The organism is Anderseniella sp. Alg231-50 (genome assembly GCF_900149695.1).
Taxonomy (GTDB): Bacteria; Pseudomonadota; Alphaproteobacteria; order Rhizobiales; family Aestuariivirgaceae; genus Anderseniella.
This window is the reverse complement of the sequence record NZ_LT703003.1, coordinates 234,384-261,126: the sequence shown is the minus strand read 5'-3', so window position 1 is coordinate 261,126 and position 26,743 is coordinate 234,384. Positions and strand designations below refer to the sequence as shown.

The window sequence follows — 26,743 nt, the reverse complement described above, 5'->3', positions numbered from 1 at the left end:
CCATACCGGTTATAGGGGCAGGGTTCCTGCAGTTCATAATCTCAATCGCCAAGATTTACCATGGATCAGGAACTGCAGGAACCTGCGGCAGCGATCAGCGCTCGGGTAGGCCGTGAGCAAACAATCAACAGCCGTTTCGACACGGCAAAGACCCGTTGCAGACATATCAGTGTATCATCAAACTAGTGCGCCATTTGTTCGACCCCAGCGCTTCTCACCGCAACATGGTAGCACAGGACAAGGGTCATTTTTGCATCTAACAATTCGATGCCTTGCGAGATTATCTGGATAGCAATGCGTGATAAAACCGTTGAATTAATCAACCCGCTTCGTCAAACTTATCGAACTGCCAATTGCATAAGGAAGGGCAGTTCAGTCAAGCTGCCCGATCTCGCATCTGGAGAATAATAAGTACCCTCCCCAGCCCCGCCTGTTCCCCAGCTGCTGCGCACGACCTTCATCATGAGATTTCTGATTATGAGCGAAACGTTGAGATAGGGAATGGTTTAGCGGTTGGCAACGGCAAATCACATTGTCCAACTTCGCGAAGGACGCAAGGAACATCCCATGTTTATCGTCAAAGAAGACGACCTGCTCTGATGAAAAAGCGTGTTGATTTCATCAAACGGTACGAACCCAGCGTGCAGGCTTTTGTCGAAGGTACATTTGATGGCGACCGTGTTTTGGAAGCGAGTTCGGGAATCGATCAAGATCTGCCACTCGCCGGCCTGCTGCTTGGTGTCAAGGATATCATAAACGTCGATGGATATCGCACGCGATGTGGCTCTGAACTGCCCGCCCAACTGTTTGAGGGGCCGCAAGCGAGTTGTGTAACACGTCTGGTCAACGCCGGGGCGGTCATGGCGGGTAAAACCGTTACGGCAGAGTTCGCGGTGTCAGATCCGGGCCCAACGCGAAACCCCCGTAATTTGCTTCACACACCAGGTGGCTCGTCCAGCGGATCTGCTGCAGCTGTCGCTGCCGGGTTTTGTGATATCGCCCTCGGAACCCAAACATCAGGCTCTGTGATACGGCCTGCCGGCTATTGTGGGACCGTTGGTTACAAACCGAGTTTTGGACGCGTGGCGCTGGACGGGGTGTTGCCTTTTTCGAAATCCATGGATCATATCGGGCTGTTTGCAAAAGATATGTCGACGCTTGCTGCCGCGCTGCCAGTTCTGGTGAGCGACTGGCAGCGGGTTGAAGAAGGGCCTGCGGTCAATCTGTCCATCGGGGTGCCGAAAGGATCTTACCTCAATCTTGCACGCCCGCGTCTCCTTGCTCAGTTTCGGGAAAAAATTCAGGTGCTGGAACGCTTGGGCGCCGGACTGAAGCCCATCGTTTTGTGCGAAGACATATCCATCCACAATGACAACCATGACCTGATCGCCAATGCTGAACTCTATCGGGTCCATGAAGCCTGGTTTGCAGAGTTCCGAAACGTATACGGACCCATGGCTCGCGCCATTCTGGAGTTTGGACAATCCATATCCGAGCAGACTCTGGCGCGAAGCCTGAAGCAAGCCAGGGGCGTGCAGCTCTGGATGCAGGATCTTATGAAAGCACAAGCTATCGATGCCTGGGTTTCGCCGGTGGCGCCGGATCTGGCGCCGGAAGGCCTCAGTTCTACGGGTGATTTTCGTATGAATGCGATTTGGAGTTACACCGGGCTGCCAATCATCGCGATTCCAACCGGGATCGATGATAGAAATCTGCCCTACAGCCTCCAGATCGTTGGGCGCTTCGGACAGGATGAAGCATTGTTGAAAATTGCACAGCACATTTTCGACCATATAGGTGTTAGCGAACTGCCTTTGGCCTGGAACGCTTGAGTTATGTAAACAGCTCTTGAGCATTCCCAATGAGCTCAATGTTGCGCATTCTGCCATACAGAAAAAGAGGTGCGTTCGCGCTGTTGCGATACTCGGCGCACGAGTTAAATTTTTTCTGTAACATATCATCTGATAGTGGTCTCGACGCAGACCCAATTGGCGATGCGGCAAAGGCGAGTTTGCGGGCCCCGCAATGTGTCACCAACTCGACACTCCCCCATTCGGGACAGATCGACTCCGCAGATCTGTATCGCTCTGGAACATCGCCCACCTTCACCACAATCTTCCCCAAAAGCCGCTCGATTGGCGGGCTCGTCAGTATGGCAGTCTCAAGATGCTTGAGTTCTATGTCTCCGTGCTCAATGATTGATGAGATCGCAAACTCCAAGCTGAATTGGGCTTCAGCAGCGGTCTTCGGGGTGGAATATGTCAAATTGGATGCCACGAGGGGCGGCACCGTACATGTGACGGCGGCTACGTCATTGGCAGTTAAACCGTTGGAATTCATGATTTCCTTGGTCGCATCAGCAGCGGCGTGGCTTGCGTAGCAGACCGGGTACTTCTTGATATCAACGCCAGGCTGAGAAATACCAAACTCCACTCCCAACGCCTCGATTGCTTTGGGATCAAATTCGGCGCCATTTAGTACACGTGCAATCCCGGATTGATCTTCAAATGCGTTGATGGGCCCGGTGGCGCCTCGCTCGGCTGCCATCACCGCTAAAACACCACTTTCAGCGGCGCGTCCACAATAGTAATGTTTTGCAGTGGTTCCTCGAACAGCGCGTGTTGCACCCGCGCCAACCACAGCAAGGGCAAGCGCATTTCTTGTCGTTTCATTGTCGAGGCGGGCGATTTTGGCGGCACCGGCGGCACTACCTATTGTCCCGAGCACCGAGGTTGTCCACCACCCCCTGTCATAAATAGAATTGGACAGGGCTTTGGCGACGGCAAATTCAACTTCCAGACCTGTAACGAAACCAAGCAACAACTCAGCGCCTGTTGCACCTCGCTGCTGCGCAATCGCCAACACTGACGGGAAAACCACCGCCGATCCATGCACGATACCTGCATAGCAGTTGTCATCAAAATCAAGTGCATGCGCGGCTGCACCATTGGCAAACGCCGCCCCGGGTGCATTCAATACGTGTGAAGTTCCCAGGATGTTGCAGCACCCTGGCTTATAGGTTTCTACCGCAGTTTCATAAAGTGTTTTTGCTGAATCTGTCTTCGCCCCTGCAAGTGTCACACCGCATACATCGATCAAACATCGCTTGGCGTTGTTCACCGCATCATCAGGAACATTCTCGATCTCCATCGACAGCACTGCGTCCGCTAGTGTTTGTATCGCATGATTGTGTGCCGTCATTGATAACCTCTTGCCTCGCGCTGCAGTCGCCATGAAACGGCCGCCTGTCAAACAGGCAAGCGATCCGAACGGCGTACCCTATTTCTTATCAAAATAACCGGCTCTAACGGCGGTACCGATCAGGTTGCACATAAATCTGCCGGCAGTGATGGCTGTAATGCCGTTGACATCACGGCTTGGCGTAATCTCAACGATATCCATCCCCACAACATTGCCCTTCTTGACCAAACCCTGGATCAAAGTTCGCATTTGTGAGTAGTTGACGCCGCCAGGGGCAGGACCAGCTACCGCTGGCATGATGGTTGGATCAACACCGTCGGCGTCTATTGTCAGGTAATAGTCACCTCCAGCCGGAATGCGGTCCAAAATCGCTTTCATGCCGACTTCTTGAAGTTCCACGTCTGAGATGAGGTTTGAGCCGTAGGCAAGAGCCGCCTCGACCTCTTCTGGCCGCCCGCTGCCGGCGGACCGCAAACCAATCTGATAGATGTCGCCGATGTGGTCCATCTCCGAAGCGCGTCGGATAACGCTCGACAGGCCGTAGCTCACACCATGAAAAACATCCCGCCAGTCGACGTGAGCATCGACCTGGACCAAAGTGATCGGTCCACGCCCCTCATACGCACGAAAAACCGGGATCGGAACGCCATGATCGCCGCCCAGGATGATCGGAAGTGCTCCAGATGCGAGTATTTTGCGGACCACTTGTTCAGAGCGGTCATGGTTCCCCGCAACATCCTTGGCCTCAGCAGTGACATCGCCACAATCGACAACCTTGATGTCACGCCCGTCCAACAGGGTGCCGCCAATGTCAAAGTCATACCGGTCAAGGCCGCGAAGAGCGCGTTCACAATAGCGCCGTATGTGGGTTGGTGCGTTCGACTGATCGTTGCTGGCCTCACCCATCGAATAGGGATCGCCAAACGGAATCCCCAATATTGCAATGTCTGCTTCCAGGTTGTCCAAGTCTGTGACAATGGGAAAATCATGGAAACTTTGGAATTCTCTCTTGGGTGCCGCTGTGAGATTTCGTGCCATTTACTACGTTTCCTTTCTAGACATTGATGAGCCAGGTCATCCTGGAAACAGACCTGATATTCTTAAACTTGCCATGGAGCTCGACATCGACCTCGATTGTGGAGTCCCTGACTTCATTTCGTCGTCTATTTACCGGGATTATCCGGGTTCGGCATGAAGGCCGTAATGCTAAGCTTTTCCAAAAAGAGTTGGAGCCGTTCGGTTTTCGGATTCCGCAAAATAATCTCCGGCGCTCCCTCTTCGATGATCTGGCCACCTTCCATAAACACAACTCTGTCAGCCACCCTGGAAGCGAAGCCGAGTTCGTGTGTAACAACGATCATCGTCATGCCTTTTTCGGCAAGACGTTGCAGGACGGTTAAAACTTCGGCCACCAATTCGGGATCCAACGCAGACGTGGGCTCATCGAGCAACATCAAGACGGGATCCATCGCGAGCGCCCGGGCAATCGCCAACCGTTGCTTTTGCCCCCCTGAAAGATTGTCCGGCCATTCAGATATCTTGTCATTAAGGCCGACTTCGGAGAGCATTTTACGTGCGTTCTCTTCCGCCACTTCGCGCGAGCGCTTTGCAACAACTACCTGCGGGCAGATCACATTTTCCAAGGCGTTCAAATGTGGCCAGACGTTAAACTGTTGGAATACCATTCCGATGCGAGCCCGTAAGCTATTGAGGTTTCTCAATCGCTCTGATGTCGCGCGACCCTCCGGCGCTGAGCCGACTGTTTCGCCGCCTAATCGAACTTCGCCAGCATCTGGCGGGGTCAGCCAGTTGGCGGCGCGCAACAGGGTGCTTTTACCGCAACCGCTTGGGCCGATGATGCAAACCACTTCGCCCTTGGCGACAGAGAGCGAAACATCCTTCAATGCAACGATGTCCACGAAAGTTTTGTGCAAGCCGATCAGTTCGAGAAAATTGCCGGGGGCTGTGGAGCTGGAAACCATATCCTCAACCTCTGTTCACAGCAGGGGCTGAACGCGTCGCTGTAGCCGTTGGATCAGACCCGGGACGCCTGGACGCCTTGCGCTCGATCCGGCGCATAAGCGTGGCGATCGTCTCATTCAGTCCCCAATACAACAGGGCAATCATGATAAACGCTTCGAACGGGCGAAAGGTCTCGGCCTGCACAGTGATACCGGCCATCGTGAGTTCGCGGACGGTAATCGTGGACAAGATGGCAGATTCCTTGACCAGAGAAAGTGTCTGGTTGGTAAGCGGGGGCAAGATGATCGGCAGTGTTTGCGGCAAAATAATATGGCGCATGGCTTGCCAGTCTGTCATTCCGGTTGCACGCGCGCTCTCCAGTTGCCCCTTGGCGACAGCTTCAATGCCGCCGCGAATAACCTCTGCAAAATAAGCACTCCCGAATGCCGCCAACGCCAGCACTCCGACATATTCAGCGGCTAGCCGGACACCATAAAACGGCAGCACGTAGAAAAACAAAAACACCTGAATTATGAACGGTGTATTTCGAAATACTTCGATAAAGCAGGCGCAGACTGCTCGGAACACCAAAAACCTGGATCGTCGCCCGAGTGCGAGGATCAGCCCGAACGGCATGCCGAGAATGATCGCACAAACGACAATTTTTATGGTCATCCAGAAACCGAGAACCAGCTGCGGGCCGTAGTTCACAAAAATTGAGAAATCGAGACTCATTGTTTCTCTAAGCCCGCCTGATTGCAAAGTTAGCTTCAAGCAGCGACGAACACCGGCTTACGACAAAGCACATCAAAAAATACATCACAAAGGCGCCAGAAAGCACTTCGACGGGATGATAATTGCTGCTGAATATCTGTTGAGAAACACGCATCAGCTCGACAACAGTAATGGTAGAAAGCAGGGCTGTAGCTTTGAGCACCTGGGTAAATTCATTCACGAGTGGTGGAACCGAAGACATAAAGGTCTGTGGCAGTATAACTTTGCCCCAAAGCGCAAATCCCGATAATCCCAACGAGCGCGCGGCCTCAGATTGGCCTTTGGGTATCGATGCCAAGCCACCTCGCAAAATTTCGATCACAAACGCAGCGCTATTGAGTGTTAACGCCAGTATGCCAGCCGTTACCGGGCCGATATTGAGGCCGAACACCGGGAGCACATAGTAAACAAGAAAAATTTGAACCAGTAGTGGGGTTCCACGAATGAAACTTATGTAAACAGCAATTGCGACGTTGAGAACGCGAGAATTTAGGGCCGTCCGCACAACGGTCAAAAGAGTTGCCAACGTGACACTGAGCGCAAATCCGATCAGTGCAACCTCGAGTGTAATCAGCGCCCCTTCAAAGAGACGAGGAAACGCATCGAGTGTATAGGAAATATCGAACTTCACGGAGGCAATTCCTCATGAGAACGCAGCCAGCCGCATACTCCAAGGCCAACTAATAGGTTCGGAAACTACACCGCCCTAACTTCAGTCAGGGGCGGTGTAGTCTGTACGTCTCCGCGCTTAGAGTGCGCCGTCTGGCAAATACCCTTCACTGGGGATCTTCATCCGGAAACCAAACCATTTGTCCTGGAGCTCATCAATTTTTCCACTGTCGCGCATTTCAAGAATTTTTTTACTCAAGTAGTCGCGTAAGTCGGTGTCTTCAGGGCGTGTTACCCAGCCCATATAGCTCTTGTCGGTGATGGGTCCGACTAGTTCGAACACGCCCGGTTGATTTTTGATGATTACCGCCAAGTTTGGAAGGTTCTGAACAGCTACATCCAATGTGCCATTTGCCAATGCAAGTGTCACTTCCGGATAAGACGTAAAGAGTTTTAGTTCGCCATAACCCTTTACACCTCTGGATTTCATGTCTGTTTCGAATTCTTTTGCTGCTTTTTCGTTTCCCGAGCCGAGCTGTGTGCCAACAATTTTTCCTGCCATGTCATCCACTTTCATCACAGAGGTGTCGCCCTTGCGTTTCATAATCCAGGTCGTGCCTTCTGCGATTGGCACTGTAAAGGCGTACTTTTTTGCTCGCTCTGGACGGACGCTCACACTTGTTGCGACGAAATCGAACTTGCCCGCCAGAATTCCAGGCAGAATTCCCTGCCAGGGCAGGTCAAGCTGGTTCAATTCAACGCCGAGATCTGCAACGATGGTGTCGAGAATATCCTTGCCGTAACCGACGATCTTGCCATCCTCGACGAATTCGAACGGAGGAAAGGCAGCCTCCGTCCCCACAGTTACTTTTCCAGTCCGCTTTATTTTTTCAAGCGTGGTTTCCGCAGACGCCGCTGTCGCAAAAATTCCCACCGTCAAGACGGACGCGATGAGCAATCCACACATACGTAAGTTTGCAAAAACTGTCTTCATCTCTCTCTCCTGTTGATTTCTTTTCAATTCATAGGCGTCAGCTACGTTTGAACGGGCTGGGAGGTTGCCCATAGTCGCAAAAGCGACGCGATAAAGTTGACGGAACTTGAGTGCCTGTTCAACGGTATTTGACTTGAATGCCCATCTAAAGAATCGCTGGACCATCGAATAATTAGATGATTGATTGTGTTGCTGACCGAGCAGAAAGTTTCATTTCTCAATGAATAAGATCCGAAACCTCAATTCAATCCAGGTGTTTAGCGTCGTTTCCCGCCTGAAGAATATTACACACGCGGCGCAGTTTTTGAGCATCAGTCAGAGCTCGGTGAGCTACCACATCAAAAAACTGGAGGACGAACTGCACGCCCCTCTGTTTGAGAGAAAACGCGACGGTCTGGCCCTAACCTCTCACGGAGAGGTTCTTGCAACACACGTGGAAAGCGGCTTGAGGTCAATCCAAACCGGACTGGAAAAGGCATCGGGTCAAACGGGAGTGGTGCGCGTGGCGATTTTGCCGATGTTTGCCAGTCGGTGGTTATCGCCCCGGCTGGGGAGTTTCTGGGAGGCACACTCAGATATACAGCTGTCGTTTCACAACCATAACAACACCTACGCAACAAAAGAACGCCCGGGTGATTTTGCTGATTTGGGCATTCTATGGGGTCTCGGAGATTGGGAAGAATTTCACGCCACGCGCCTATGGACGGAGAAAATGGTTGTCGTCTGTAGTCCCGATTATCTGCGCGAAAATTCGATCACTGAACCAATAGACCTGAACAACTGCACGCTATTTCACGTAGACGACGAACTAAGGTGGCAGGAGTGGTTCACCAAAAACCAATTGGAGTTTTATCCGTCCCAAGTGAAAATGATCCCCCAGGAGCCCCATTTTCAACTGAGTTCGACGATTAACGGTCTGGGTGTCTCGTTGTTCCCCCATAGCATGATTGAAAGTGAGCTTGAAAGTGGGGTCCTGGTCAACCCATTTGGGCGCGCATTTGACACGTCCTTTGCCTATCATTTAGCGGTTCCATACGGAATCTCCCTCTCAAAACCCGCACGTGTTTTTAAGAGTTGGTTGCTCGGACATTGTCAGGATTAGAAGGGCTGTCGTCATCGAGCAGAGTTCATCAATTCTGTGAGGGGCATATTCGCCCGTAGCGCCAGCGCAACCACACGGTGCCTCTTGGCACATAACGGACATGCGAAGCACAGAACAAAAGAGTCCGGTTTCGAAGGTGAAACTATCGTGGTGCTGCGCCGCAACGAACGACCGTTCTCCGTCCATCTGCGCCATTGAGTACACTACAGCAGGTTTTCGGGACGGGTGTCACGCAGCCATCTTGAGGTTTGTATTTTAAAAGCGCGGAAGATGAAAGCCGCACCTGTGGTCAAACCATTGCGTTAATAGCGATATCATTACAGCCGCCAGCCTTCGCTGGGTGACCCGTGGGCGCTGGTCGTTACAGCCAATGTCATCCTGATCTAGTCGCGTGGTGCGGCGGCTCGCTCCAGACGGTCGTTTATCGCCACTCCCAGCCCTTCGTCCGGGATTGGTGCAACGGCTATGGTTTCAGCACCCAGCATGTCGAGTGTGTGCAGCATGGCGAACAGGTTTGCCGCTGCTTCGTTGAGGTTCTTCGTCGGGGAGAGGTTGCGCACAATGTGCGCTTCCGGTTCGCGTTTGCCGAAGGCCAGGTAGGCTTCACCCGGCCGGGCGTCCTTTGCGTTCAGCCGGACTGCGGCGTTCGGCGCATAGTGGCTGGCCAGCTGGCCCGGTGAAATCGGGTCATTGGTCGATCCGGTCTGGAAATCGACAGGTTTGCCCAGGCCTTCCTCAATCCTTTCCCGTGACAATCCGCCGGGGCGCAGGATCACCGGTGTTTCACCGAGGCAACTGACGATGGTCGATTCCAGTCCCACTTCGCAAGTGCCGCCGTCCACGACACCCCAGATGCGCTCGCCCAGCCCGGTGACCACGTGCTGCGCCATGGTCGGGCTGATCTGCCCGGATATGTTGGCGCTGGGTGCCGCGACCGGGCAACCCGCCAGCTGCAGAAATTCGCGCGCACTCTCCCGTCCCGGCACACGGATTGCCAGTGAAGACAGCCCGGCGCTGGCCAGTTTGCTCACCGGGCAGTCATCGGCGCGCTCGACCACGATTGTCAGCGGACCGGGCCAGAAGACTTCCGCCAGCTTCATGGCATCGGCGTTGAACCTGCCCAGCTTGAAGGCGTCCTCGGCCGCAGGCACGTGAACGATCAGCGGGTTGAACGAAGGCCTGCCCTTGGCCTCGTAAATGCGCGCCACGGCCTGTCCGTCACAGGCATTGGCGCCGAGGCCGTAAACGGTCTCGGTGGCAAAGGCGACCAGGGCGCCGTCGCGCAAGGCTGCAGCGGCGGCAGCAATGTCTTTAGTGACGTGGCTCATGTTGGATAGTATCAATGATAAAGCTGTTGCGGGTCAGGATGCATGCCTTGCCGCTATAACACCTGTCTCGTCAAGTCAAACCACGCTGGAGCCGTCCATGTTTTCGCCGCACACACAAACCCTGCACGATACTCTCAACGACGTGGCCGGGTTTTCGACCCTGATGTCATCGGGCGTGTTCGGCGAGTTGTCCGATGATGTCGTCGCGGCGATCCTGGAGGAGGCGGGCAAGTTCGCGGCCAATGTCGTCGCGCCGCTGAACCGCGACGGTGACCAGCACGGATGCACGCTGGACCCCGACACCAATTCGGTCGCAACCGCACCGGGATGGCAGGCCGCTTACAAACAATGGTGTGAGGCAGGCTGGGCGTCGCTGCCGTGTGACGAGGCTCTCGGCGGGCAGGGCCTGCCGATCATGGTGTCGCTTGCGGTGCAGGAACTGTGGAACACCGCATCCAATGCCTACGGTATCGGTACCCTGCTGACCCAGGGGGCAGTGGAAACCATAGAAGCGCATGGATCCGACCGGTTGAAGCAGCAGTTCCTGCCCAAGATGGTGGCCGGTGACTGGACCGGGACAATGAACCTGACCGAGCCGCAGGCAGGATCGGACCTGTCGGGCGTCAGGTCACAGGCGAAAGCCCTGGACGATGGCAGCTATGCCGTCACCGGCACCAAGATCTATATCACCTATGGCGAGCATGACCTGACGGAGAACATCATTCATCTGGTGCTGGCACGCCTGCCGGACGCACCTGAGGGCACACGTGGAATTTCCATGTTCCTGGTGCCGAAGTTCCTCGTCGATGAAGCAGGCAATCCGACCCGGCGCAACGACGTCAAATGCATCGGCCTCGAACACAAGCTGGGCATCCATGCCTCGCCGACCTGCACCATGCGGTTTGGCGATGACGGCGGCGCAGTCGGCTGGCTTGTCGGAGACGAGGGCCGTGGCCTGAACTGCATGTTCACCATGATGAACAATGCCCGTCTTCACGTCGGCATGCAGGGTGTCGCCATTGCCGAACGCGCCTACCAGCAGGCGCTTGCCTATGCCCATGAACGCCGTCAGGGCCGCAACAAGGGCGATGCTGAGCCCATGCCGATCATTGAGCACCCGGATGTGCGCCGCATGTTGATGGACATGAAGGCGAAAACCCAGGCCGCCCGGTCGATCTGTTATCTCACCGCACGTGCCATCGATATGTCCCGGTTGGCGGCGTCTGAAGCAGAACGCGCAGACAATGCCGACCTGGCGGCGCTTTTGACGCCCGTTACCAAGGCATTCAGTACCGATATCGGCGTCGAGGTGGCGTCCGACGGCGTGCAGGTGCACGGCGGCATGGGCTATATCGAGGAAACCGGCGCTGCCCAGCATTTGCGCGATGCCCGCATTACCCCGATCTATGAGGGCACCAATGGCATACAGGCACTTGACCTGGTGACGCGCAAGGTTGCCCTGCGCGGCGGCGAAACGCTTTCAAAGCTGATCGGCGAAATGCGTAAAACCGCATCTGCGCTTGGTAGTGATGCAGACGGTCTGTCGCAGGCAATCGAGGCACTGGAGTCCGCTTCACGTGAGGTCGGCAGCTGGCTGGCGAGCGGTGACGAGCGCGCTTTGGCATCGGCAACACCTTACTTGCGGTTGTTCGGCCTGACGGCGGGCGCCTTCGGCCTTGCCAGGGCCGCGCTTGCTGCACGTGGCCGCAATGCACCGCAGGCCGAGGCAAGCGCCCGGATGCTTGCCTATTTCTCGGCCATGCACGTGCCGCAGGTGGCCGGCCTCGCCGCAATGGTGCGTGATGGATCGCAAGCCATTACCGAGGTTACGCCTGACCTGCTGGCAGTGCGCTGACGGCGTTCCGGTGCGAAATGAGGGACATGAAACCGGCCTGTGGACTTGATTGTGCCACCGGTTTCCCGCAACACTCAGCCTCACAACAAACTTGCCGGGGAAGGCTTCCACCCTCATGAGTACACTGCTTCTGCACCACGATGTTTTCACCGAGCACGAACCGCCCGAAGGCCATCCCGAACGCGCCGACCGGATGCGGGCGGTGGAGCGCATTCTGTCTCATCCTCACTTTGAGGATCTGCGCCGTGAAGAAGCCCCCATGGGCCAGCGTGACCATGCGCTGCTGGTGCATCCGGAAGACTATGTCCATTCCATCGAGCAATCGAGCCCGACCGAAGGCGAGATTGCGCTGGATGCGGACACCTGGATGAATGCCTCCACGCTTGAAGCCGCCTATCGAGCAATCGGTGCCGGCACGCGCGCCGTCGACGCGGTCATGAACATGGAAGTCAACAATGCTTTTTGCGCTGTCCGCCCGCCCGGCCATCATGCCGAAGCAGCCCGCGCCATGGGCTTTTGCGTGTTTGGCTCTATCGGCATTGCGGCTCACTATGCCCGCGAAATCTACGATCTTGACCGGGTGGCGGTGGTGGATTTTGACGTGCATCACGGCAACGGGACGCAGGATGTTTTCTGGTCGCATGAAGACCTGTTCTACGGGTCCACCCATCAGATGCCGTTGTTTCCGGGATCGGGTGCAGTGTCGGAAACCGGTGAGGGTAATATCTTCAACGCGCCCCTGAGCGCCGGCGACGGCGGGGACGTGTTTCGTGAAGCCATGCTGTCGCGCATTTTCCCGGCGCTTGATGCCTTCCAGCCCGACCTTGTGATGATTTCTGCGGGCTTTGATGCCCATGAACGCGACCCGCTCGGCTCACTGCAGTTGAAAGAAGAAGATTTTGCCTGGGTCACACTGAGGCTGATGGACATTGCGGCAAAACACTGCGACGGACGTATCGTATCCATGCTGGAAGGCGGCTATGATCTGGCCGGGCTGTCAAGCTCGGTCGGTGTGCATGTCAAGGCATTGATGCATGGCACAGGCGAGGCCGCGCAACCGGTTGATGAGGATGAATACTGATGACTGACAAAGCTCCTGCCATTGCAGACATGACGTTTGAGGCCGCTCTGGCCGAACTGGAAGCGATTGTCGAAAAGCTTGAAGCCGGCAAGGTCTCCCTGGAAGACTCGATCGCCATCTATGAGCGTGGCGAGAAACTCAAGAGCCATTGCGACAAGCAGTTGAAAGCCGCCGAGGCGCGGATCGAGAAAATCACCCTGAAAGGTGATGGCTCCGCCGGCGGCACGGAACCGCTGGACGTGGGCTAGGTCGCCGGGGCGCACCGGTTTGTCGTCAGTCAGTGCGGCTTGCGGGCCGTCATGATGTAGGCCGATGTCTGGAACCGGGCTTCGCCGGACGGCGCGGCGTATTTCGACAGCTTTGCATCCGACTTGATCAGCACGTCGGCGATTTTTTCCTCGCTGAGATTGATGCCGAACAGCGGCAGCCATCCACGCAGTTCGACTTCCACCATGGTCCGGGAACTGGGGAAGGTCGCCTGTTCGGTTTTGGTTTCAAAGCCGACGTCGCCGAAACCGGCTTGTGAAAGAATATCGGCAACTTCATTCGCATTGCCCAGGCAGAACGGCACCCTCACGGCGTCTCCTGCGGCGGTGCTTACATGTTCGTCCAGGACAGCGACAATGTCCCTGTAGGCCGGGTTCTGGTCGATGGAGTTCCAGATGGCTGTCGCCAGTTTGCCGCCCGGTTTCGTTACCCGGTACATTTCATCGGCCGCCTTGCTGCGATCCTGAAAGAACATCATGCCGAACTGGGATACGGTACAATCGAAACTGCCAGAGTCGAACGGCAAAGCTTCGGCGCTGCCCAGGACCCATTCGATACCGGGCTCGGTTTCGCGTGCCGCGGCGATCATTCCCGGTGCCGGGTCAATACCGACGACACGTCCGGATTGTCCTGACCGGGCCAGCGCATCCCGCGCCAGCACGCCCGATCCGCAGGCAACATCCAGTACATGATCGTTGTCCTGCACTCCTGCACCGTCAAGCACATGCCCGGTCCAGGGCGCAAACAGCGCCGGTACGAAAAGCGCTTCATACCCGCGTCCGGCTTCGAGTTCCCCCTGCGTTGCAGAATTATCCATCGATAAATCTCCTTCTTCAGGCAGTCTGCGTTCGATCTTCTCCAGACGATAACAGCGCCGGTTTCAGCGCCTGACAAGTACACAATGGGCAGTCCAGTCTGGTTCGCTCGACCATCACCGCTCACAGAATGCTGATGCAATCGTGACACACGGCTCGGCATTTTGACACTACAAGTATTACAAACTGGTGCGCGCTGCTTGTCTTTTGGGACTCGGTTTATCTGAACTGTGCGCTGTTGATGACACAGGCGGTCCCGTCGGCGGCCTGTGCGTCCTGGATGAAGTAAACACCCGAAAGGCGGTTCCATGACACTGGCAACAAGCTCTCTATCCCGCATCTTCATTATCGCATCGCTGGTAGCGCTTTCGCTGCTCTGGATCGATGCACTGCGGGCCCAGGAAGCGCCGCAGCTGCCTGACCACGTGATTGAGAAATTCGGCAAACCTCCACCAGTGCCGAAAGGCCCGCTATCGGATGAATTGCGGGCTGCTGTGCAGGTGGCGTTTGTCGACAGTGTGAAGCAATCAAGCTGGGCGAATGATCAGGAGAAGGCCCTTGGTGAAATCGCCGGGTCCAAAGATGCCCGAATCGTCTGGATTATCAGCGACCTGATGCGCTTCACCAGCGGGCGGCGATTGAACACAGTGCTCGCCGAGGCCGCTTTCAAGTTGCTGGACAAAAAGCTGCCGGACAATGACCATTGGGGGGTCGTGACGGACCATCTCATTGCATGGAACATTCCGGCTCCCCCTGACTACCTGCGGGTGAAGCGAGCCATTTTTACCGAGACTGTACCCGGTTGGGAGAAGATATTCGTCGAGGGCGATATCGACTGGAGGCTGGTTTCCTGGGGAGGCGTGCCTATCGACGCCCGCAAGTACGATACGACCGATGAACCGTGCAATTGCATTCCTGCAGCGGACAACCCGAAAGTAAGCAGTGCAGAAGATGCCAAATGGCTCAAAGACGATGATGTCGTCTTTGGCATTCAGGTGAACGGCGAGTATCGGGCTTATCCGCGACGCATCATGGAAGTGCGCGAGATGGTCAATGACACATTGGGCGGAAGGCACCTTGGTATTCCATACTGTACTTTATGCGGTGCAGCGCAAGCCTACTTCACCGATCGACTGCCTGAGGGGATTGACCGGCCGGTACTGCGTACCTCCGGACTGCTGATCCGGTCCAACAAGGTGATGTACGACGTCAGGACATTTTCGGTGTTTGACACGTTTCTGGGCAATGCGGTGACGGGCCCTCTTGCGCAGAAGAAATTGCAACTGAAGCAAGCCAGCGTGGTAACGACCGACTGGGGTACCTGGAAGAAGGTTCATCCGGAAACGACGGTACTGGTTGAATCGCTGGCGCTTGGCCGCGATTTTGATTTTCGCAATGGCCGGGACGCCAAGGGTCCGATATTTCCGGTTGGTGATGTCGATCCGCGGTTGCCGGTTCAGGAGGACATCATTGGCGTTGTCACGGCGTCCGGCAAACCGGTGGCGTTTCAGCGAAGCAAGGCGTTTGTGGCTTTGAAGAATGGCAAGGAGATCGTCTTTGAGAATGTTCGTCTGCAACTTGATGCCGGCGGTATCAGAGCTGTGGACGCAGATGGCAGTGATATCGGCAGCCATCAGGCGTTCTGGTTTGCCTGGTCGCAGTTTCATCCTAAAACCGACCTCTGGCCGGGCTAGGGGTGATTTCCACACACGCATCCTCTACAGCCGAAGGCCGTGGTTTTCTGAATCTCATCGCGAGAACACCACGATGTCCTGTTTCTCAAGTGGTGGCGGTACCGGCAAGTCTGAATACTTCTACGGGTTCGCGAATTCCCTTCAGGTGGATATCTCCTCTGGATTCAATTTGAAAGTCATCCTCCACTGCGACACCGGCTCGCGGACTGAGAAGTATTTCGCCATCTTCTGCCTCATCGCATAGTCGGGAAGCCAGGTTGATCGCCGTGCCTGAAGCCGTGTAGTCAAACCGCCCTTCGAAACCGACCATTCCTACCGTGGCATAGCCCAGCGAGACTCCGACGCCAAAACCTAGCCGGTAGCCCAGCCGTTTCCATTGCGTGGACAATTCCGCCATCCGTGCCCGCATGGCAATGGCGAGGCGCACTGCGTCACCGGCTGGATCATCACAGGGCAGCGGATCGTTGAACAGTACCATGATACCGTCGCCCATGCGGTGATCGACTCCTGCGCCGTGAGCATTGATGAGTTTGCCCATTTCTTCGTGGTATGTTTGGAGGATCTCGATGGTCTCCTCCGGTTCGGCAGTTTCGCAAAATGCCGTGAAACCGCGGATATCGCAAAACAAGACTCCCAACAGTGCGCGATGGCTGGACAACATCTCATCTGAGCCCTGGCTGATCACAGTATCGGCCACCGCAGAAGGCAGGAAGCGTTTCAATCGGCCCATCCGCTCGATCTCACCAACCTGCTCCTGGACCCGATTGCCGAGTTCCGCATTTAAATTTTCGAGGGCCTTGAACTGGCGGACATTCTCAATGGCGATCACGGCCTGTGCGGCAAAACTCTCTATCAACGAGACGTCGTCCGCGGTGAAGGGCTCCACCTCCCGGCGATACAGGATGATGGCACCCAGCGGCATGCTGCGCTGGATCAGCGGCACGCCCAGTACCGAACGCGCGCCCTCCACATCTACCATCTGCCGTCGCCGGGGATCGCCCTTGTGGTAAGTCTCATCGTCCTTGATGTCGTCTTCACGTACGATCTGTCCGTCTGCAATCGGGCGCACAGCAACCAGCTCGGTGCGAGATATCGGCTCAATGAACCCGTCGAGGATATTGCCAAATTCAGACCTGGTGCCACGATGGGCGGGGATCAGCACATTGGTGCGTTCGGCATTTGCCAGTGAAAGGAATGCGAGTGGCGCATTGCACAGTCGCGAGGCATTTTCGAGGATGGCCTCGAAAACCGGCTGCTCGTTATCACGGCTTTCGCTGATGACCTCGAGAATCTCTCTCGTTGCCGCCTCGCGTTCGCGCATGCATTCCGCTTCAGTACGCAGGCTGGCTGTTTCGCCGTGTGTTGTTTGGCCTTCCAACTGATTTGCTCCCAAATCGCATTCCAATGGAGGAATACACGGTAAGATGTTTCATGACCATCTCCCTTTGGTACCGGACACCACACCAAAGCCGGTTAGGACCCGAACATCAGCCGATACCTGTGCCAAGAGGACGATGGGACTTTTTGGACCTTTGGACTTTCGAATATCCAAGCATAGTTCAAACAATTACGTCCAATCTCATTGGAAACCCTGCGTCAGCAACACAGTTCGAAGGTCGAAAAGGGCTCACAGCGGACATTCGTCGACATCGGTCGGTCAACGGGAGTGGGCGCGGAGTTTCAGGGCCTGGTTCTCTCAAAAAGCAGGCGTGTTCCAGCCGGTCCTGCCGTTCCTGGTGCCCAGGCATCGGTTTGCGGAGATGAAAAACGGAGTGCAGACGACTGGATTACGACATCACAACCCGCGCCTGCAAAAATATGGCACTGACGCTGAACACAATGGTTACAACCGCAATCTGTTGCGCAAACCACAGATACACAATGCGCAATGTTCTGCCGATAAGCCGCTGCGCAACGTCGGCCTGCGGGCGGTCACCCGGCTGCAGGATCAGCCAGGTTTCCGTTCGCTTGTAGTTGCGCGTTGGCGCGCGCCATGCGAACGCCAGCAGGATAAGGCTCAGGGCTATCGACAGTTTGCTGCCAACCAGCGCTGCCAGCCCGGCATCGAAACTCAGTCCGATCACGATGCAGAAAATGCCGAGGCCTGCAAAACCGCACGCCCTGCCAACCGACACATAAGCTGCATTCTCTATCGGATTTGTCATGCCACCACCCTTCAGATGAGGATCGCTTTCCAGGCCAAAGCGGCAATTCCGCCAGGTTCTAGGAACTCAGCCGGGCATGCGGAATGCCGTACATCAGGTGGTCGAACTGAACGCCGTTGACATGTACGAGGCAACGGTGGTCACCGCCTTCGAAGTAAACCTCGTCCTGGTCATCGAGCCGCCAGTCAACCACCGAGGCGATTTTGTAGGCCGGTCCGATCACTGGTACCGCGCCGGTTTTGCAATCGGGAAACAGCATGCTGACCTCCTGTTCCGATGCCAGCGTCACCGGTTCGCCGATGACTTTCTTGAGACGGTTCATGTCGAGGCGGCGTGAAGCCGGCAATACCGCGAGCACATAGAAGTCATCCCATTTCACGATCACTCCCTTGGCAAGCTGATCTGCCGGGACGTGACTGACTGCCGCTGTCTGTGCCGAGCAGTCTGTCTTTTTATGCGACGTCACATCGTATGCAATGTGACTGTCGTCCAGATATTCCTGCAATGTCAGTGCAATACCCATCGTCTTACCTCCCTTGCGGCGGTTGACCGCAAATGCTCTGGCGGAAAGAGACGGCGCGGCACAATCACAGGCCGCTAGGTCAAGCTTGGGGCTAACCGGGCGTAAGAGACTGGAACTTGAACCGTCTCATCGGCCAGCAACGTGTCTCGCATCAATGCCGGTTACCAAGATTGATCGAAGGATACATGCAATGTGAAGCCGTCACAAGTCTGTGCTCTGACGGCTCTCGCAACGAAGTCTCCGGATATGCAACAGGTCGGCCGACCGGTTCGGTCATGCTCAATGGCATCAATGCGGCGACTACCTGCGAACCGCGATAACCCCGGCGATGGTAATCAGGACAATGCCGGCGACCGCCAGGCCATCGGGTATCTCGCGAAAGAAAACCAGGCCCCAGATCACGGCAAACCCGACATAGGCAAAATCGAACGTTGCGATAATCGAAGAGGGGCCATTTTGATAGGCCACGGCTGTACCGATGCTTGCCACCAGGATCGCGATGCCAAGCAACACGACAGCAAGTATCTCGGCATTGCCCATCATTGCCCATGTGGATGACAGGAAGGGCGAGGAGATACCCAGACTTTCCAGAAACCCGCCGGAGAACGTGGCGAGCAGTCCAACGGCGATGAAGGTAATGTTCAACGCACCTGACAGGATCAGCGGATGCTCATCGCGACACTTGGTCCGCGTCAGTATCATCGCCAGCGCGTACAACATCGCAGAGGCCAGGGGCAACAGGGCATAGGTGTTGAAATCACCGGTTGCGGGTTTGAGTATGAGAATGACCCCGACAAAGCCCAGTACCACTGCAAACCACCCGGCGCGCCCGACCGTCTCTCCCACCAGAAGGGCGGAGAACAGCGTAATGAAGAGCGGCAGCGTATAATAGGCGGCCGCGGCGATCGACAGCTGAAGATGCGGCAGCGACGCATAGTAAAAGACCCACATCATAGCCAGCATCAAGCTGCGGACTGCTGTCCACCCGGGCGCTTTCGGCAGCAATGCCACAGAGTTGAAACGCATTCTGTGAATGAGCACCAGGAGCGGGACCGCCAGGCATGAGCGCAGGACGAAAATCTGCCACAGAACGAGGTTGCTGCTCAGTAACTTGATCACCGCATCACCGAACGACAGGGTCATGACTGTCAGAACGATCACGGTCACTGCCATCCTGAGATTGTCGGCCGGCACGCCTGATTTTGTTGTCATGTGAAATCTTTCAATAGCCTGTAGTTATGCTATTTTGATTTCAATGTACGTGTAAATTGACTTTTCATCCAATTTACTTAACTTGAAGTAATGGAAAAATTGCGCCGTACCCTGCCTCCTCTCAGCTGTCTGCTGCCGTTTGAAGCCACCGCGCGACTTGGCAGCATCACCAGGGCAAGTGAGGAGCTTGGCCTCACGCAGGCGGCAATCAGCAAGCAGATAAAATCGCTGGAGCAAAACCTGGGCACCCGGTTGTTCGAACGGCGCAACCGGGCGGTTCATCTGATGGACCACGGCCGCGAGTTCGGACGCGTTGTGTCTGAAGCCCTGAATTCAGTAGCGGTCGCGTCCCGGGACCTGCGCCAGCAGCATGAAAGCGGCGAGGTGGTGTTGCGTTCCCAGCTTTGTGAGGGGCTGTATTGGCTGATGCCCAGATTGTCTGGGTTTTATCAGAAATACCCGGACATTCCGGTACGGGTGACGGTCTCAACGAAACCACTGGCAGAATCCGAGGAAAGGTTCGACCTTGCACTGCAAACCAGTGGCAGGCAGCAGGGCGACACGAAACAGATATTCACGGCATCTGACGAAGTTTTCCCCGTTTGCAGCCCCGCCTACCTTGATGGCGAGACGCTGCCTCTGTCGATGGATCGCTTGAACGGCCTCCATTTGTTACACCACAAGGTGGAGCCTCAGGATTGGGTGAGTTGGGAAGCGTGGCTGGCGCGCCAGGGTATAGACCTGCAGATTGGCACCGACGGCACGGTCTTCGACAGCTATCCGATGATGATACAGGCAATGCTTGAAGGTCATGGCGTTGCTCTGGCCTGGCGGCGGACAATTGATTCTTACTTGAATGCCGGCACGGTGGTTCGCCCCTTTGAGGAGCGCCTTTGCCTGCCGGACGGTTTGTCGATCTATCAGCCTACCGGCTGGCAGGTGCGGCACGGCACGTCCGAGCTGCTGGAATGGCTGAAGCTTGAACTGTCCTAGGGCAGATTGACGGACGGGTTCATTTCTTCATGTGCCGACTTGAACAGATCCCCGATGCGGCAGCATGGTTCTTGAAAACATCACGGCCAGGGCGCACATTATCAAGACCATGCTGACACCGTTTGAAAAACTTGCCTACACGGCGCGCCAGGGCGCCCGGGTTGCCTGGTATATGGGCCATGGCCTGGCGGCAGGGCAGTTCCGCAAAACCAAACCGGGCGTGTCCGAAGTGACCCGCGACCAACCCCGGCAGAAAGGGCCCGGCATGGAGCGGCTGCTGGGCAGCCTGGCCGGCACGTTCCAGCGTGATCTCGACAATGTAGCAGCCGGCTACTACCCGCTGCCGCGCGATGCCGACGGATCGCCGGGCAGGCTTCTGAAAACGTCGCGTGCGTTTCTGGCCGATGTGCCGGTTGCCGCCGAGCGCAAGGCGAAAGGTGAGGGAACGGAGGTTTATTCATCCGACAAGGCAGATGAACTGCCGGCGTATTTCCTGCAGAATTTCCACTATCAGACCGGTGGGTATCTCACCGAAGACAGTGCCGAAATCTACGACATGCAGACCGAGGTGCTGTTTTCAGGCTCCACCAACGCCATGCGCCGGGAGTGCCTTGTGCCGCTGTGGCAGTTCATGCGCGGCCGTGACCAGCGCAAGACGAAAATTGCCGACATTGCCTGCGGCACGGGCCGGTTTGGCCGGTTCATCAAGCAGGCATACCCGCGTATTGACCTGACCCTGTCGGACCTGTCCGACGCCTACCTGGCTGAGGCAAAGCGGCACCTGAAAGACTATTCATCAGTCGGTTATGAAGTCGCAAACGCTGAAAAACTTCCCTTTGCCGATGCGTCACTGGATGTGGTGACGTCCATCTACCTGTTTCACGAAGTGCCGCCCAAGGTCCGGCGGATTATAGCGAAGGAATTTGCCCGGGTGCTGAAACCGGGTGGACGGCTGATTTTCATGGACTCGCTGCAGCTGGGCGATGTCGATGGTTATGACGGCATGCTGCAGTCGTTCCCGGTGAATTTCCATGAGCCGTATTACGGCAGCTACATCAAGGAAGACCTGGCCGACATATTCAGCCAGGCCGGGTTGATCCATTCAGAAAGCCGCCCGGTCTTTCTGTCAAAACTGGTGGTTTGCGACAAACCCTAGCAACCAAGCTGATCAGCCAGCGCGTTGAAGTCTTCCCCGACATGATCCACCGACCCGTCCGGAGCAGTCTCGGCACCGGCCCCTTTGCCGTGTTCGTCCGGTCGCGGCACATAGGCCGTGGTGAATCCGAGCTCGGCCGCTGCTTCCAGGTCATCGAGATGGGCTGCAACCATCATGCATTCTTCCGGCTTGAGCGACAGTGCATCGGCTGAGCCCAGATAGGCTTGCGGGTGTGGCTTGTAGGCTTGCGCAACTTCCGCGCCCAGTACCACGTCCCATGGCAGGCCGGCCCGCTTGGCCATGTTGGTAATGAGGGCGATATTGCCGTTGGAGCACGGCGCAATGATATGCTTGGCCTTCAGGCGCGCAAGCCCGGAAACAACATCCGGCCACGGGTCGAGCCGGTGCCATGCCGTCACCAGGCGGTGCAGCTCTTCGCCCGTGGGGGCATCAAGGCCATGTTGGACAAAGATGTCGCGCAGGTTTTCTTCGTGCAGTATGTCCAGGCGTACAAATCCGCGATTTCCTGCCCGAATTCGCTCCATTGCCGGCTGGTAGAGCCCGCGCCAGCCGTCGGCAATTGCAGGCCAGTCGGCCACCACGTGGGTGTCGTTACCCCATGCCGAGAGCTCGCGGATAATACTGGAGCGCCAGTCGACAACCGTACCGAATACATCAAACAGCAGCGCCTTGGTTTGGTATCCGTGGGCCATGAAGCTTACCCGTTCTGCCCGCGATGGCGCAGATAGTGATCCGCCAGCACAATGGCCATCATGGCTTCTCCGACCGGCACGGCGCGAATGCCGACGCATGGATCATGGCGACCCTTGGTGACGATGTCGGTTTCCTCACCACCACTGGTCACCGTCTTGCGCGGTGTGAGAATGGACGAGGTTGGTTTGACCGCAAAACGGCACACAACGTCCTGGCCGCTCGAGATGCCGCCGAGCACGCCGCCTGCGTTGTTGGACTGGAATTCCGGCTGGTTGCCTTTCATGCGGATTTCGTCGGCGTTTTCCTCGCCGGTAATGGCGGCGGCCTCGAAGCCGTTGCCGATCTCCACGCCCTTGACCGCATTGATGCTCATCATGGCTGATGCAATGTCCTGATCGAGCTTGCCGTAGACCGGCGCGCCCCACCCGGCAGGCACGCCCGATGCGACGACCTCGATCACCGCGCCGCACGATGAACCCGCCTTGCGGATATCGTCGAGATAGGTTTCCCAATTACCTGCAGCCTCGGCATCGGGGCAGAAGAACGGGTTCTCATTGACCTGGTTCCAGTCCCAGTTGTCCCGGTTGATCTTGTGCGGGCCCATCTGCACCAGGGCCGCACGCACTTCCACCATGGCAACCACCTTGCGGGCTATGGCGCCTGCGGCCACGCGTGCTGCAGTTTCGCGTGCCGACGATCTGCCGCCACCGCGGTAATCGCGCACGCCGTATTTTTCCAGGTAGGTGAAATCAGCATGGCCGGGACGGAACTTGTCGCGGATTTCCGAATAGTCCTTTGAGCGCTGGTCGACATTTTCGATCATCAGCGCAATCGGCGTGCCGGTGGTCACCTGACCCTCGGTGCGGTCGTCCTCGAACACGCCGGAGAGGATTTTCACCTGGTCAGGTTCGCGCCGCTGGGTGGTGAAGCGTGATGTACCCGGCTTGCGCTTGTCGAGGAACGACTGGATATCGTCCTCGGTGATCGCGATACCCGCCGGGCAACCGTCAATGACACAGCCCAGCGCCACCCCGTGCGATTCCCCGAACGTGGTGATGCGGAACATGTGGCCGAACGAATTGTGTGACATTGAAAGCGTATCCCTGTTGCGCGCCAAGTCTTATGCGCCGCGCCGGGCTTCGTCAAACTGAATGGAGTGCGGCTGGCGCCTGCTGCCGGCAATGCGCCACCGGCCCTGCTTTCGAAGTGTGGCAAATAAGTCACACTTCCCGAAAATCGACACAATTTCGCCCTTTGTCACTTGACCCAACGTCCGTGGCAGGATTAATCGTTAACCAATTGGTAAGTCGGGGGTTTTCGAGGAGTGAGTTGGATGGGCCGTTCTTTTTCCAGGCTTTTTGCCGTTTTTCTGTCATCAACAGCCTTAATTGGGACCGCTTATGCGGCTGATCTGCCGGAGCCGGTCATGCCGGCTGACGACTGGACAGGGTTCCACATTGGTGTTGGTGGCGGCTATGGCGCCGTGAACCATCGGCTTGCCTTGGATACACCCGGATTTGACGATTTATTGAGCTTCAGCGGCATTGGCGGCGAGGGTGGATTGTTCACCGTAGAAGGCGGCTATGACTATCAGTTCAGCAGCGATTTTGTTGTCGGGATTATGGGAGATTACACTTATTCCGGTATCGGCACCGAGCTGGATGTCGATTTAGGTTTTTTTGACGCCAACTTTACGCTGGACGCCTCACACAGTTTTTCGGTTCTGGGCCGCCTGGGCTGGCTGGCTAACCCGGACACATTGATTTACGGCCTGGTTGGCTGGACATGGACGGAATTTGAAGGTGACCTTGATATCAATGGGGGCAATGTTGCGAGTTATTCGTTTGACCTTGATGGCCTGACGGTCGGTGCGGGCATCGAGACCCGGTTTACACCAAACATTACTGGCAAACTGGAGTACCGTTACACAGACTATCAGGATAATTCACTGCTGGGCGGTGGCGGTTTCGAGTTGTACAACGATACGTCGATGCAGAGCATTCGGGCTGTTGCTTCCTACCGGTTCGGAAATCCCGGTGGCTACGTAACGCCGGTCGCAGATTACAGTGTGGCGTCAACTACCAACTGGAGCGGGTTCCGGCTGGGCGCAGGCGGCGGCTACGGTTTCATCAATCACGAACTCAGTCTTGATGTTGATCCCGGGGGCACTCTGGCAAGCCTCGACGGCATCTCCGGGGAAGGTGGTTTGTTCACGGTTGAGGTTGGATATGACCATCAGTTTTCCAACAATTTCGTCGCCGGTGTTCAGTTCGACTATACGGGAAGTTCCATTGAGACAGTTGCTGAACTTGACTTGGGCGTTCCCGGATTCACCGGTTACAGGCTGGAAGCGTCTGACAGCTATACGGTTGCTGGACGGCTTGGCTATCTCGTAACGCCGGACACCCTGGCTTACGGCCTTGTTGGCTGGACCTGGACCGATTTCGAACAGGACATTCTGGTCATCACCGGAACCCCGGTCATCACCAACGATTTTGACGCTGACGGCTTCACGGTCGGTGCCGGTATCGAAACAGTGCTTGCGGAGAATTTTACCGGCAAGCTGGAGTATCGCTACACCGATTACGGCAAACTGAACGTGTTCGAGATCGATGATGATCTTGACTTGAACAACGACATCTCGCTGCAGTCTGTTCGTGCGGTTGTTTCTTACAAGCTGCCGATTTTCAACCAGTGAACCTGTTTGCAGCGAGGCTGGCTCGCTGCACGAGATTTGATAGCTGACGTGAATAAAAAGGAGGCAGATTTTGCCTCCTTTTTTCATTTTGGCAGGATACAGTCCCCTTACGCGGCTGGTTTCGCCCGGAACCATTCAATCTCACCATCATTAAGACGGTAGAATTTCCATTGCGGATTGCGCAAACTTGGTATTTCGGCGATGGGCAGGTTCAACACCAGGCCGCGCACGATACGGCTGATGCCGCCATGGGCCACGGCAATGGTCGGTCGGGTCAGGCTGTCCAGCCAGTCACGTACCCGGGCGGTGGCGTCGGCATAGCTTTCACCGCCTTTCGGCCTGAACGCATGGTAACCTTCGGGATCTTTTTCCGGATCAAGTCCCCTGGCATTGAGTTCAGGCCAGGTCGAGCCTTCCAGGTCGCCGAAATTGAGTTCCTTCAGCCGTTCATCAATGGTGATGCTGGTCCAGTCGAGCCCGAACCCGTCAACAATGTATTGCATGGTCTGGCGCGGCCGGTGCAGTGGGCTGACGTGAAGGTCAAACCCGTCGAGACTGTCATGCAGCCTTGCCATGGCCTGCGCAATCGCACTTGCCTGCGCGTGGCCGGTTTCGTTGAGCGGTATGTCGGTCTGGCCCTGGATGCGCCGGCTCAGGTTCCAGTCGGTTTCGCCATGGCGGATAAACCACAGCTCCGGAAACTGGTCAGTCACTCGGCTCAAGGCTCATGTCTGGGGCGTAGGGGTTTTTCATGCCGACGACGTGATAGCCCGAATCGACGTGGTGAACCTCACCCGTGACACCGCGGCTCATGTCGGACAGGAGATAGGCGCCCGATTGGCCAACCTCGTCGATGGTTACGGTCCGGCGCATCGGCGAATTGTTCTCGTTCCATTTGAGGATATAGCGGAAATCGCCAATGCCGGACGCAGCCAGCGTCTTGATCGGACCGGCGGAAATGGCGTTGACGCGAATGTCTTTCTCGCCCAGGTCAGCTGCCAGATAGCGCACCGATGCTTCAAGTGCGGCCTTGGCAACGCCCATTACATTGTAGTGCGGCATCCACTTTTCAGCGCCGTAATAGGTCAGCGTCAGCAGCGAACCGCCATCGGTCATCAGCTTTTCCGCGCGCTGGGCGATGGCCGTGAACGAATAACATGAGATATTGAGCGATTTGTTGAAGTTTTCTTCGGATGTATCCACATAGCGCCCGGTCAGTTCGTCCTTGTCAGCAAACGCAATGGCGTGCACGACAAAATCCAGCTTGCCCCAGCGTTTTTCCAGCTCCGCAAACACCGCGTCCATGGAGGCACCATCGGTCACGTCGCACGGCAGCACGATGTCGGACCCGAGTTCTGCCGCCAGCGGCTTCACGCGCTTGCCCAGCGCATCCCCCTGGTAGGTGAATGCCAGTTCTGCGCCGTGACTGTGTGCCGCCTTCGCAATGCCCCATGCGATGGAGCGGTTGTTGGCAACCCCCATCACAAGCCCGCGCTTGCCGGCCATGATTGATCCCGCCTGGGTCATGGACAACACCCTTTGCTGTTCGAAACCATAAGAAAGTCACCTGTATTTGCACGAAAACCTTCAGTTGGTCCAC

26 protein-coding genes are annotated in these 26,743 nt (G+C 56.3%); 9 read left to right on the top strand and 17 right to left on the bottom strand.

The genetic code is table 11. The features are described from left to right. The first annotated feature begins 599 nt into the window (after window positions 1-599). A complete protein-coding gene (locus DHN55_RS01275; RefSeq protein WP_108879606.1) occupies window positions 600-1,832 on the top strand; it encodes an amidase family protein in 1,233 nt (410 codons plus the stop codon). A 1-nt stretch (window position 1,833) separates the two neighbouring features. Here DHN55_RS01275 and DHN55_RS01270 read toward each other — a convergent pair whose 3' ends face one another. From DHN55_RS01270 to DHN55_RS01245, 6 genes are all read right to left on the bottom strand, one after another. Then, on the bottom strand, window positions 1,834-3,201 hold the full coding sequence (locus DHN55_RS01270) for an MmgE/PrpD family protein (RefSeq protein WP_337659777.1): 1,368 nt from the start codon (window positions 3,199-3,201) through the stop codon (window positions 1,834-1,836). Between the two features lie 78 nt (window positions 3,202-3,279). After that, the gene (locus DHN55_RS01265; RefSeq protein WP_108879604.1) at window positions 3,280-4,239 is read right to left on the bottom strand and encodes an arginase family protein; all 960 of its coding nucleotides are present in this window, start codon (window positions 4,237-4,239) and stop codon (window positions 3,280-3,282) included. Window positions 4,240-4,364: 125 nt separating this feature from the next. Beyond that, complete coding sequence (locus DHN55_RS01260) at window positions 4,365-5,183, bottom strand: ATP-binding cassette domain-containing protein (RefSeq protein ID WP_108879603.1); 819 nt, start codon at window positions 5,181-5,183, stop codon at window positions 4,365-4,367. A gap of 4 nt (window positions 5,184-5,187) precedes the next feature. Beyond that, the gene (locus DHN55_RS01255) at window positions 5,188-5,898 is read right to left on the bottom strand and encodes an ABC transporter permease subunit (RefSeq protein WP_108879602.1); all 711 of its coding nucleotides are present in this window, start codon (window positions 5,896-5,898) and stop codon (window positions 5,188-5,190) included. 7 nt (window positions 5,899-5,905) lie between these two features. Continuing rightward, the gene (locus DHN55_RS01250; protein WP_108879601.1) at window positions 5,906-6,568 is read right to left on the bottom strand and encodes an ABC transporter permease subunit; all 663 of its coding nucleotides are present in this window, start codon (window positions 6,566-6,568) and stop codon (window positions 5,906-5,908) included. Between the two features lie 117 nt (window positions 6,569-6,685). Then, a complete protein-coding gene (locus tag DHN55_RS01245) occupies window positions 6,686-7,540 on the bottom strand; it encodes a transporter substrate-binding domain-containing protein (RefSeq protein ID WP_337659776.1) in 855 nt (284 codons plus the stop codon). 220 nt (window positions 7,541-7,760) lie between these two features. Here DHN55_RS01245 and DHN55_RS01240 point away from each other — a divergent pair, with 220 nt between their 5' ends. Further along, a complete protein-coding gene (locus DHN55_RS01240) occupies window positions 7,761-8,642 on the top strand; it encodes a LysR substrate-binding domain-containing protein (RefSeq protein ID WP_108879600.1) in 882 nt (293 codons plus the stop codon). 383 nt (window positions 8,643-9,025) lie between these two features. Here DHN55_RS01240 and DHN55_RS01235 read toward each other — a convergent pair whose 3' ends face one another. Further along, window positions 9,026-9,970, bottom strand: coding sequence for an L-threonylcarbamoyladenylate synthase (locus DHN55_RS01235; RefSeq protein WP_108879599.1), 945 nt, complete (start codon window positions 9,968-9,970; stop codon window positions 9,026-9,028). Window positions 9,971-10,067: 97 nt separating this feature from the next. Between DHN55_RS01235 and DHN55_RS01230 the strand changes: the two genes are divergently transcribed. The 3 genes from DHN55_RS01230 (at window position 10,068) to DHN55_RS01220 (ending at window position 13,154) form a co-directional block, all read left to right on the top strand. Continuing rightward, window positions 10,068-11,825, top strand: coding sequence for an acyl-CoA dehydrogenase family protein (locus tag DHN55_RS01230; RefSeq protein WP_108881633.1), 1,758 nt, complete (start codon window positions 10,068-10,070; stop codon window positions 11,823-11,825). Between the two features lie 115 nt (window positions 11,826-11,940). Further along, on the top strand, window positions 11,941-12,906 hold the full coding sequence (locus tag DHN55_RS01225) for a histone deacetylase family protein (RefSeq protein ID WP_108879598.1): 966 nt from the start codon (window positions 11,941-11,943) through the stop codon (window positions 12,904-12,906). After that, window positions 12,906-13,154 (top strand): exodeoxyribonuclease VII small subunit, encoded by a 249-nt coding sequence (locus DHN55_RS01220; protein ID WP_108879597.1) that lies wholly within the window; start codon window positions 12,906-12,908, stop codon window positions 13,152-13,154. The genes DHN55_RS01225 and DHN55_RS01220 overlap by 1 nt, the downstream gene beginning before the upstream one ends. Before the next feature lie 29 nt (window positions 13,155-13,183). On the opposite strand, the gene DHN55_RS01215 is transcribed toward DHN55_RS01220, so the two are convergent. Next, the gene (locus tag DHN55_RS01215; RefSeq protein ID WP_108879596.1) at window positions 13,184-13,990 is read right to left on the bottom strand and encodes a methyltransferase domain-containing protein; all 807 of its coding nucleotides are present in this window, start codon (window positions 13,988-13,990) and stop codon (window positions 13,184-13,186) included. Between the two features lie 306 nt (window positions 13,991-14,296). On the opposite strand from DHN55_RS01215, the gene DHN55_RS01210 reads away from it, so the two are divergent. Next, complete coding sequence (locus tag DHN55_RS01210) at window positions 14,297-15,682, top strand: DUF3179 domain-containing (seleno)protein (protein ID WP_108879595.1); 1,386 nt, start codon at window positions 14,297-14,299, stop codon at window positions 15,680-15,682. A gap of 85 nt (window positions 15,683-15,767) precedes the next feature. On the opposite strand, the gene DHN55_RS01205 is transcribed toward DHN55_RS01210, so the two are convergent. The 5 genes from DHN55_RS01205 to DHN55_RS22155 all read right to left on the bottom strand — a co-directional run bounded on the left by DHN55_RS01205 (window position 15,768) and on the right by DHN55_RS22155 (window position 19,864). Then, entirely contained in the window at window positions 15,768-17,060 is a 1,293-nt protein-coding gene (locus DHN55_RS01205) for an adenylate/guanylate cyclase domain-containing protein (protein ID WP_337659775.1), read from the bottom strand. Window positions 17,061-17,469: 409 nt separating this feature from the next. Then, window positions 17,470-17,847, bottom strand: coding sequence for a hypothetical protein (locus DHN55_RS01200; RefSeq protein WP_108879593.1), 378 nt, complete (start codon window positions 17,845-17,847; stop codon window positions 17,470-17,472). Window positions 17,848-17,905: 58 nt separating this feature from the next. Further along, window positions 17,906-18,370, bottom strand: coding sequence for a YbaK/EbsC family protein (locus DHN55_RS01195; protein ID WP_108879592.1), 465 nt, complete (start codon window positions 18,368-18,370; stop codon window positions 17,906-17,908). Between the two features lie 300 nt (window positions 18,371-18,670). Beyond that, entirely contained in the window at window positions 18,671-19,582 is a 912-nt protein-coding gene (locus DHN55_RS01190; protein ID WP_108879591.1) for an EamA family transporter, read from the bottom strand. Between the two features lie 24 nt (window positions 19,583-19,606). Continuing rightward, window positions 19,607-19,864, bottom strand: a complete 258-nt coding sequence (locus DHN55_RS22155) for a hypothetical protein (RefSeq protein ID WP_337659774.1) — start codon at window positions 19,862-19,864, stop codon at window positions 19,607-19,609. On the opposite strand from DHN55_RS22155, the gene DHN55_RS01185 reads away from it, so the two are divergent. Together DHN55_RS01185 and DHN55_RS01180 are read left to right on the top strand one after the other, a co-directional pair. Next, the gene (locus DHN55_RS01185; RefSeq protein ID WP_443111121.1) at window positions 19,748-20,575 is read left to right on the top strand and encodes a LysR substrate-binding domain-containing protein; all 828 of its coding nucleotides are present in this window, start codon (window positions 19,748-19,750) and stop codon (window positions 20,573-20,575) included. The genes DHN55_RS22155 and DHN55_RS01185 overlap by 117 nt on opposite strands. Window positions 20,576-20,639: 64 nt before the next feature. Then, window positions 20,640-21,731 carry a methyltransferase domain-containing protein gene (locus tag DHN55_RS01180; RefSeq protein ID WP_108879589.1) on the top strand — a complete coding sequence of 364 codons (1,092 nt, stop codon included), beginning with the start codon at window positions 20,640-20,642 and terminating at the stop codon, window positions 21,729-21,731. Here the strand turns inward: DHN55_RS01180 and DHN55_RS01175 are convergent. Both DHN55_RS01175 and aroC read right to left on the bottom strand, forming a co-directional pair. Next, a complete protein-coding gene (locus tag DHN55_RS01175; protein ID WP_108879588.1) occupies window positions 21,728-22,444 on the bottom strand; it encodes a haloacid dehalogenase type II in 717 nt (238 codons plus the stop codon). The two genes, DHN55_RS01180 and DHN55_RS01175, sit on opposite strands and share 4 nt — an antisense overlap. A 5-nt stretch (window positions 22,445-22,449) precedes the next feature. Then, window positions 22,450-23,535: a chorismate synthase gene (gene aroC / locus DHN55_RS01170; RefSeq protein WP_108881632.1), complete on the bottom strand. Its 1,086-nt coding sequence runs from the start codon at window positions 23,533-23,535 to the stop codon at window positions 22,450-22,452. Between the two features lie 243 nt (window positions 23,536-23,778). Here aroC and DHN55_RS01165 point away from each other — a divergent pair, with 243 nt between their 5' ends. Beyond that, window positions 23,779-25,143 carry an outer membrane beta-barrel protein gene (locus DHN55_RS01165; RefSeq protein WP_108879587.1) on the top strand — a complete coding sequence of 455 codons (1,365 nt, stop codon included), beginning with the start codon at window positions 23,779-23,781 and terminating at the stop codon, window positions 25,141-25,143. Window positions 25,144-25,250: 107 nt separating this feature from the next. Here the strand turns inward: DHN55_RS01165 and DHN55_RS01160 are convergent, their stop codons facing one another. Both DHN55_RS01160 and fabI read right to left on the bottom strand, forming a co-directional pair. After that, window positions 25,251-25,856, bottom strand: a complete 606-nt coding sequence (locus DHN55_RS01160; protein ID WP_337659772.1) for a histidine phosphatase family protein — start codon at window positions 25,854-25,856, stop codon at window positions 25,251-25,253. Next, on the bottom strand, window positions 25,849-26,670 hold the full coding sequence (fabI, locus tag DHN55_RS01155; protein WP_108879585.1) for an enoyl-ACP reductase FabI: 822 nt from the start codon (window positions 26,668-26,670) through the stop codon (window positions 25,849-25,851). The genes DHN55_RS01160 and fabI overlap by 8 nt, the downstream gene beginning before the upstream one ends. Window positions 26,671-26,743 lie beyond the last annotated feature (73 nt).

Excerpts from the sequence above, each read along its gene's own strand:
- DHN55_RS01275 (WP_108879606.1), top strand. The coding sequence starts at position 600 with ATGAAAAAGCGTGTTGATTTCATCAAACGGTACGAACCCAGCGTGCAG.
- DHN55_RS01270 (WP_337659777.1), bottom strand. The coding sequence starts at position 3,201 with ATGACGGCACACAATCATGCGATACAAACACTAGCGGACGCAGTGCTG.
- DHN55_RS01265 (WP_108879604.1), bottom strand. The coding sequence starts at position 4,239 with ATGGCACGAAATCTCACAGCGGCACCCAAGAGAGAATTCCAAAGTTTC.
- DHN55_RS01260 (WP_108879603.1), bottom strand. The coding sequence starts at position 5,183 with ATGGTTTCCAGCTCCACAGCCCCCGGCAATTTTCTCGAACTGATCGGC.
- DHN55_RS01255 (WP_108879602.1), bottom strand. The coding sequence starts at position 5,898 with ATGAGTCTCGATTTCTCAATTTTTGTGAACTACGGCCCGCAGCTGGTT.
- DHN55_RS01245 (WP_337659776.1), bottom strand. The coding sequence starts at position 7,540 with ATGAAGACAGTTTTTGCAAACTTACGTATGTGTGGATTGCTCATCGCG.
- DHN55_RS01240 (WP_108879600.1), top strand. The coding sequence starts at position 7,761 with ATGAATAAGATCCGAAACCTCAATTCAATCCAGGTGTTTAGCGTCGTT.
- DHN55_RS01235 (WP_108879599.1), bottom strand. The coding sequence starts at position 9,970 with ATGAGCCACGTCACTAAAGACATTGCTGCCGCCGCTGCAGCCTTGCGC.
- DHN55_RS01230 (WP_108881633.1), top strand. The coding sequence starts at position 10,068 with ATGTTTTCGCCGCACACACAAACCCTGCACGATACTCTCAACGACGTG.
- DHN55_RS01225 (WP_108879598.1), top strand. The coding sequence starts at position 11,941 with ATGAGTACACTGCTTCTGCACCACGATGTTTTCACCGAGCACGAACCG.
- DHN55_RS01220 (WP_108879597.1), top strand. The coding sequence starts at position 12,906 with ATGACTGACAAAGCTCCTGCCATTGCAGACATGACGTTTGAGGCCGCT.
- DHN55_RS01215 (WP_108879596.1), bottom strand. The coding sequence starts at position 13,990 with ATGGATAATTCTGCAACGCAGGGGGAACTCGAAGCCGGACGCGGGTAT.
- DHN55_RS01210 (WP_108879595.1), top strand. The coding sequence starts at position 14,297 with ATGACACTGGCAACAAGCTCTCTATCCCGCATCTTCATTATCGCATCG.
- DHN55_RS01200 (WP_108879593.1), bottom strand. The coding sequence starts at position 17,847 with ATGACAAATCCGATAGAGAATGCAGCTTATGTGTCGGTTGGCAGGGCG.
- DHN55_RS01195 (WP_108879592.1), bottom strand. The coding sequence starts at position 18,370 with ATGGGTATTGCACTGACATTGCAGGAATATCTGGACGACAGTCACATT.
- DHN55_RS01190 (WP_108879591.1), bottom strand. The coding sequence starts at position 19,582 with ATGACAACAAAATCAGGCGTGCCGGCCGACAATCTCAGGATGGCAGTG.
- DHN55_RS22155 (WP_337659774.1), bottom strand. The coding sequence starts at position 19,864 with ATGAACCGCCCGGTTGCGCCGTTCGAACAACCGGGTGCCCAGGTTTTG.
- DHN55_RS01180 (WP_108879589.1), top strand. The coding sequence starts at position 20,640 with ATGGTTCTTGAAAACATCACGGCCAGGGCGCACATTATCAAGACCATG.
- DHN55_RS01175 (WP_108879588.1), bottom strand. The coding sequence starts at position 22,444 with ATGGCCCACGGATACCAAACCAAGGCGCTGCTGTTTGATGTATTCGGT.
- aroC (WP_108881632.1), bottom strand. The coding sequence starts at position 23,535 with ATGTCACACAATTCGTTCGGCCACATGTTCCGCATCACCACGTTCGGG.
- DHN55_RS01165 (WP_108879587.1), top strand. The coding sequence starts at position 23,779 with ATGGGCCGTTCTTTTTCCAGGCTTTTTGCCGTTTTTCTGTCATCAACA.
- fabI (WP_108879585.1), bottom strand. The coding sequence starts at position 26,670 with ATGACCCAGGCGGGATCAATCATGGCCGGCAAGCGCGGGCTTGTGATG.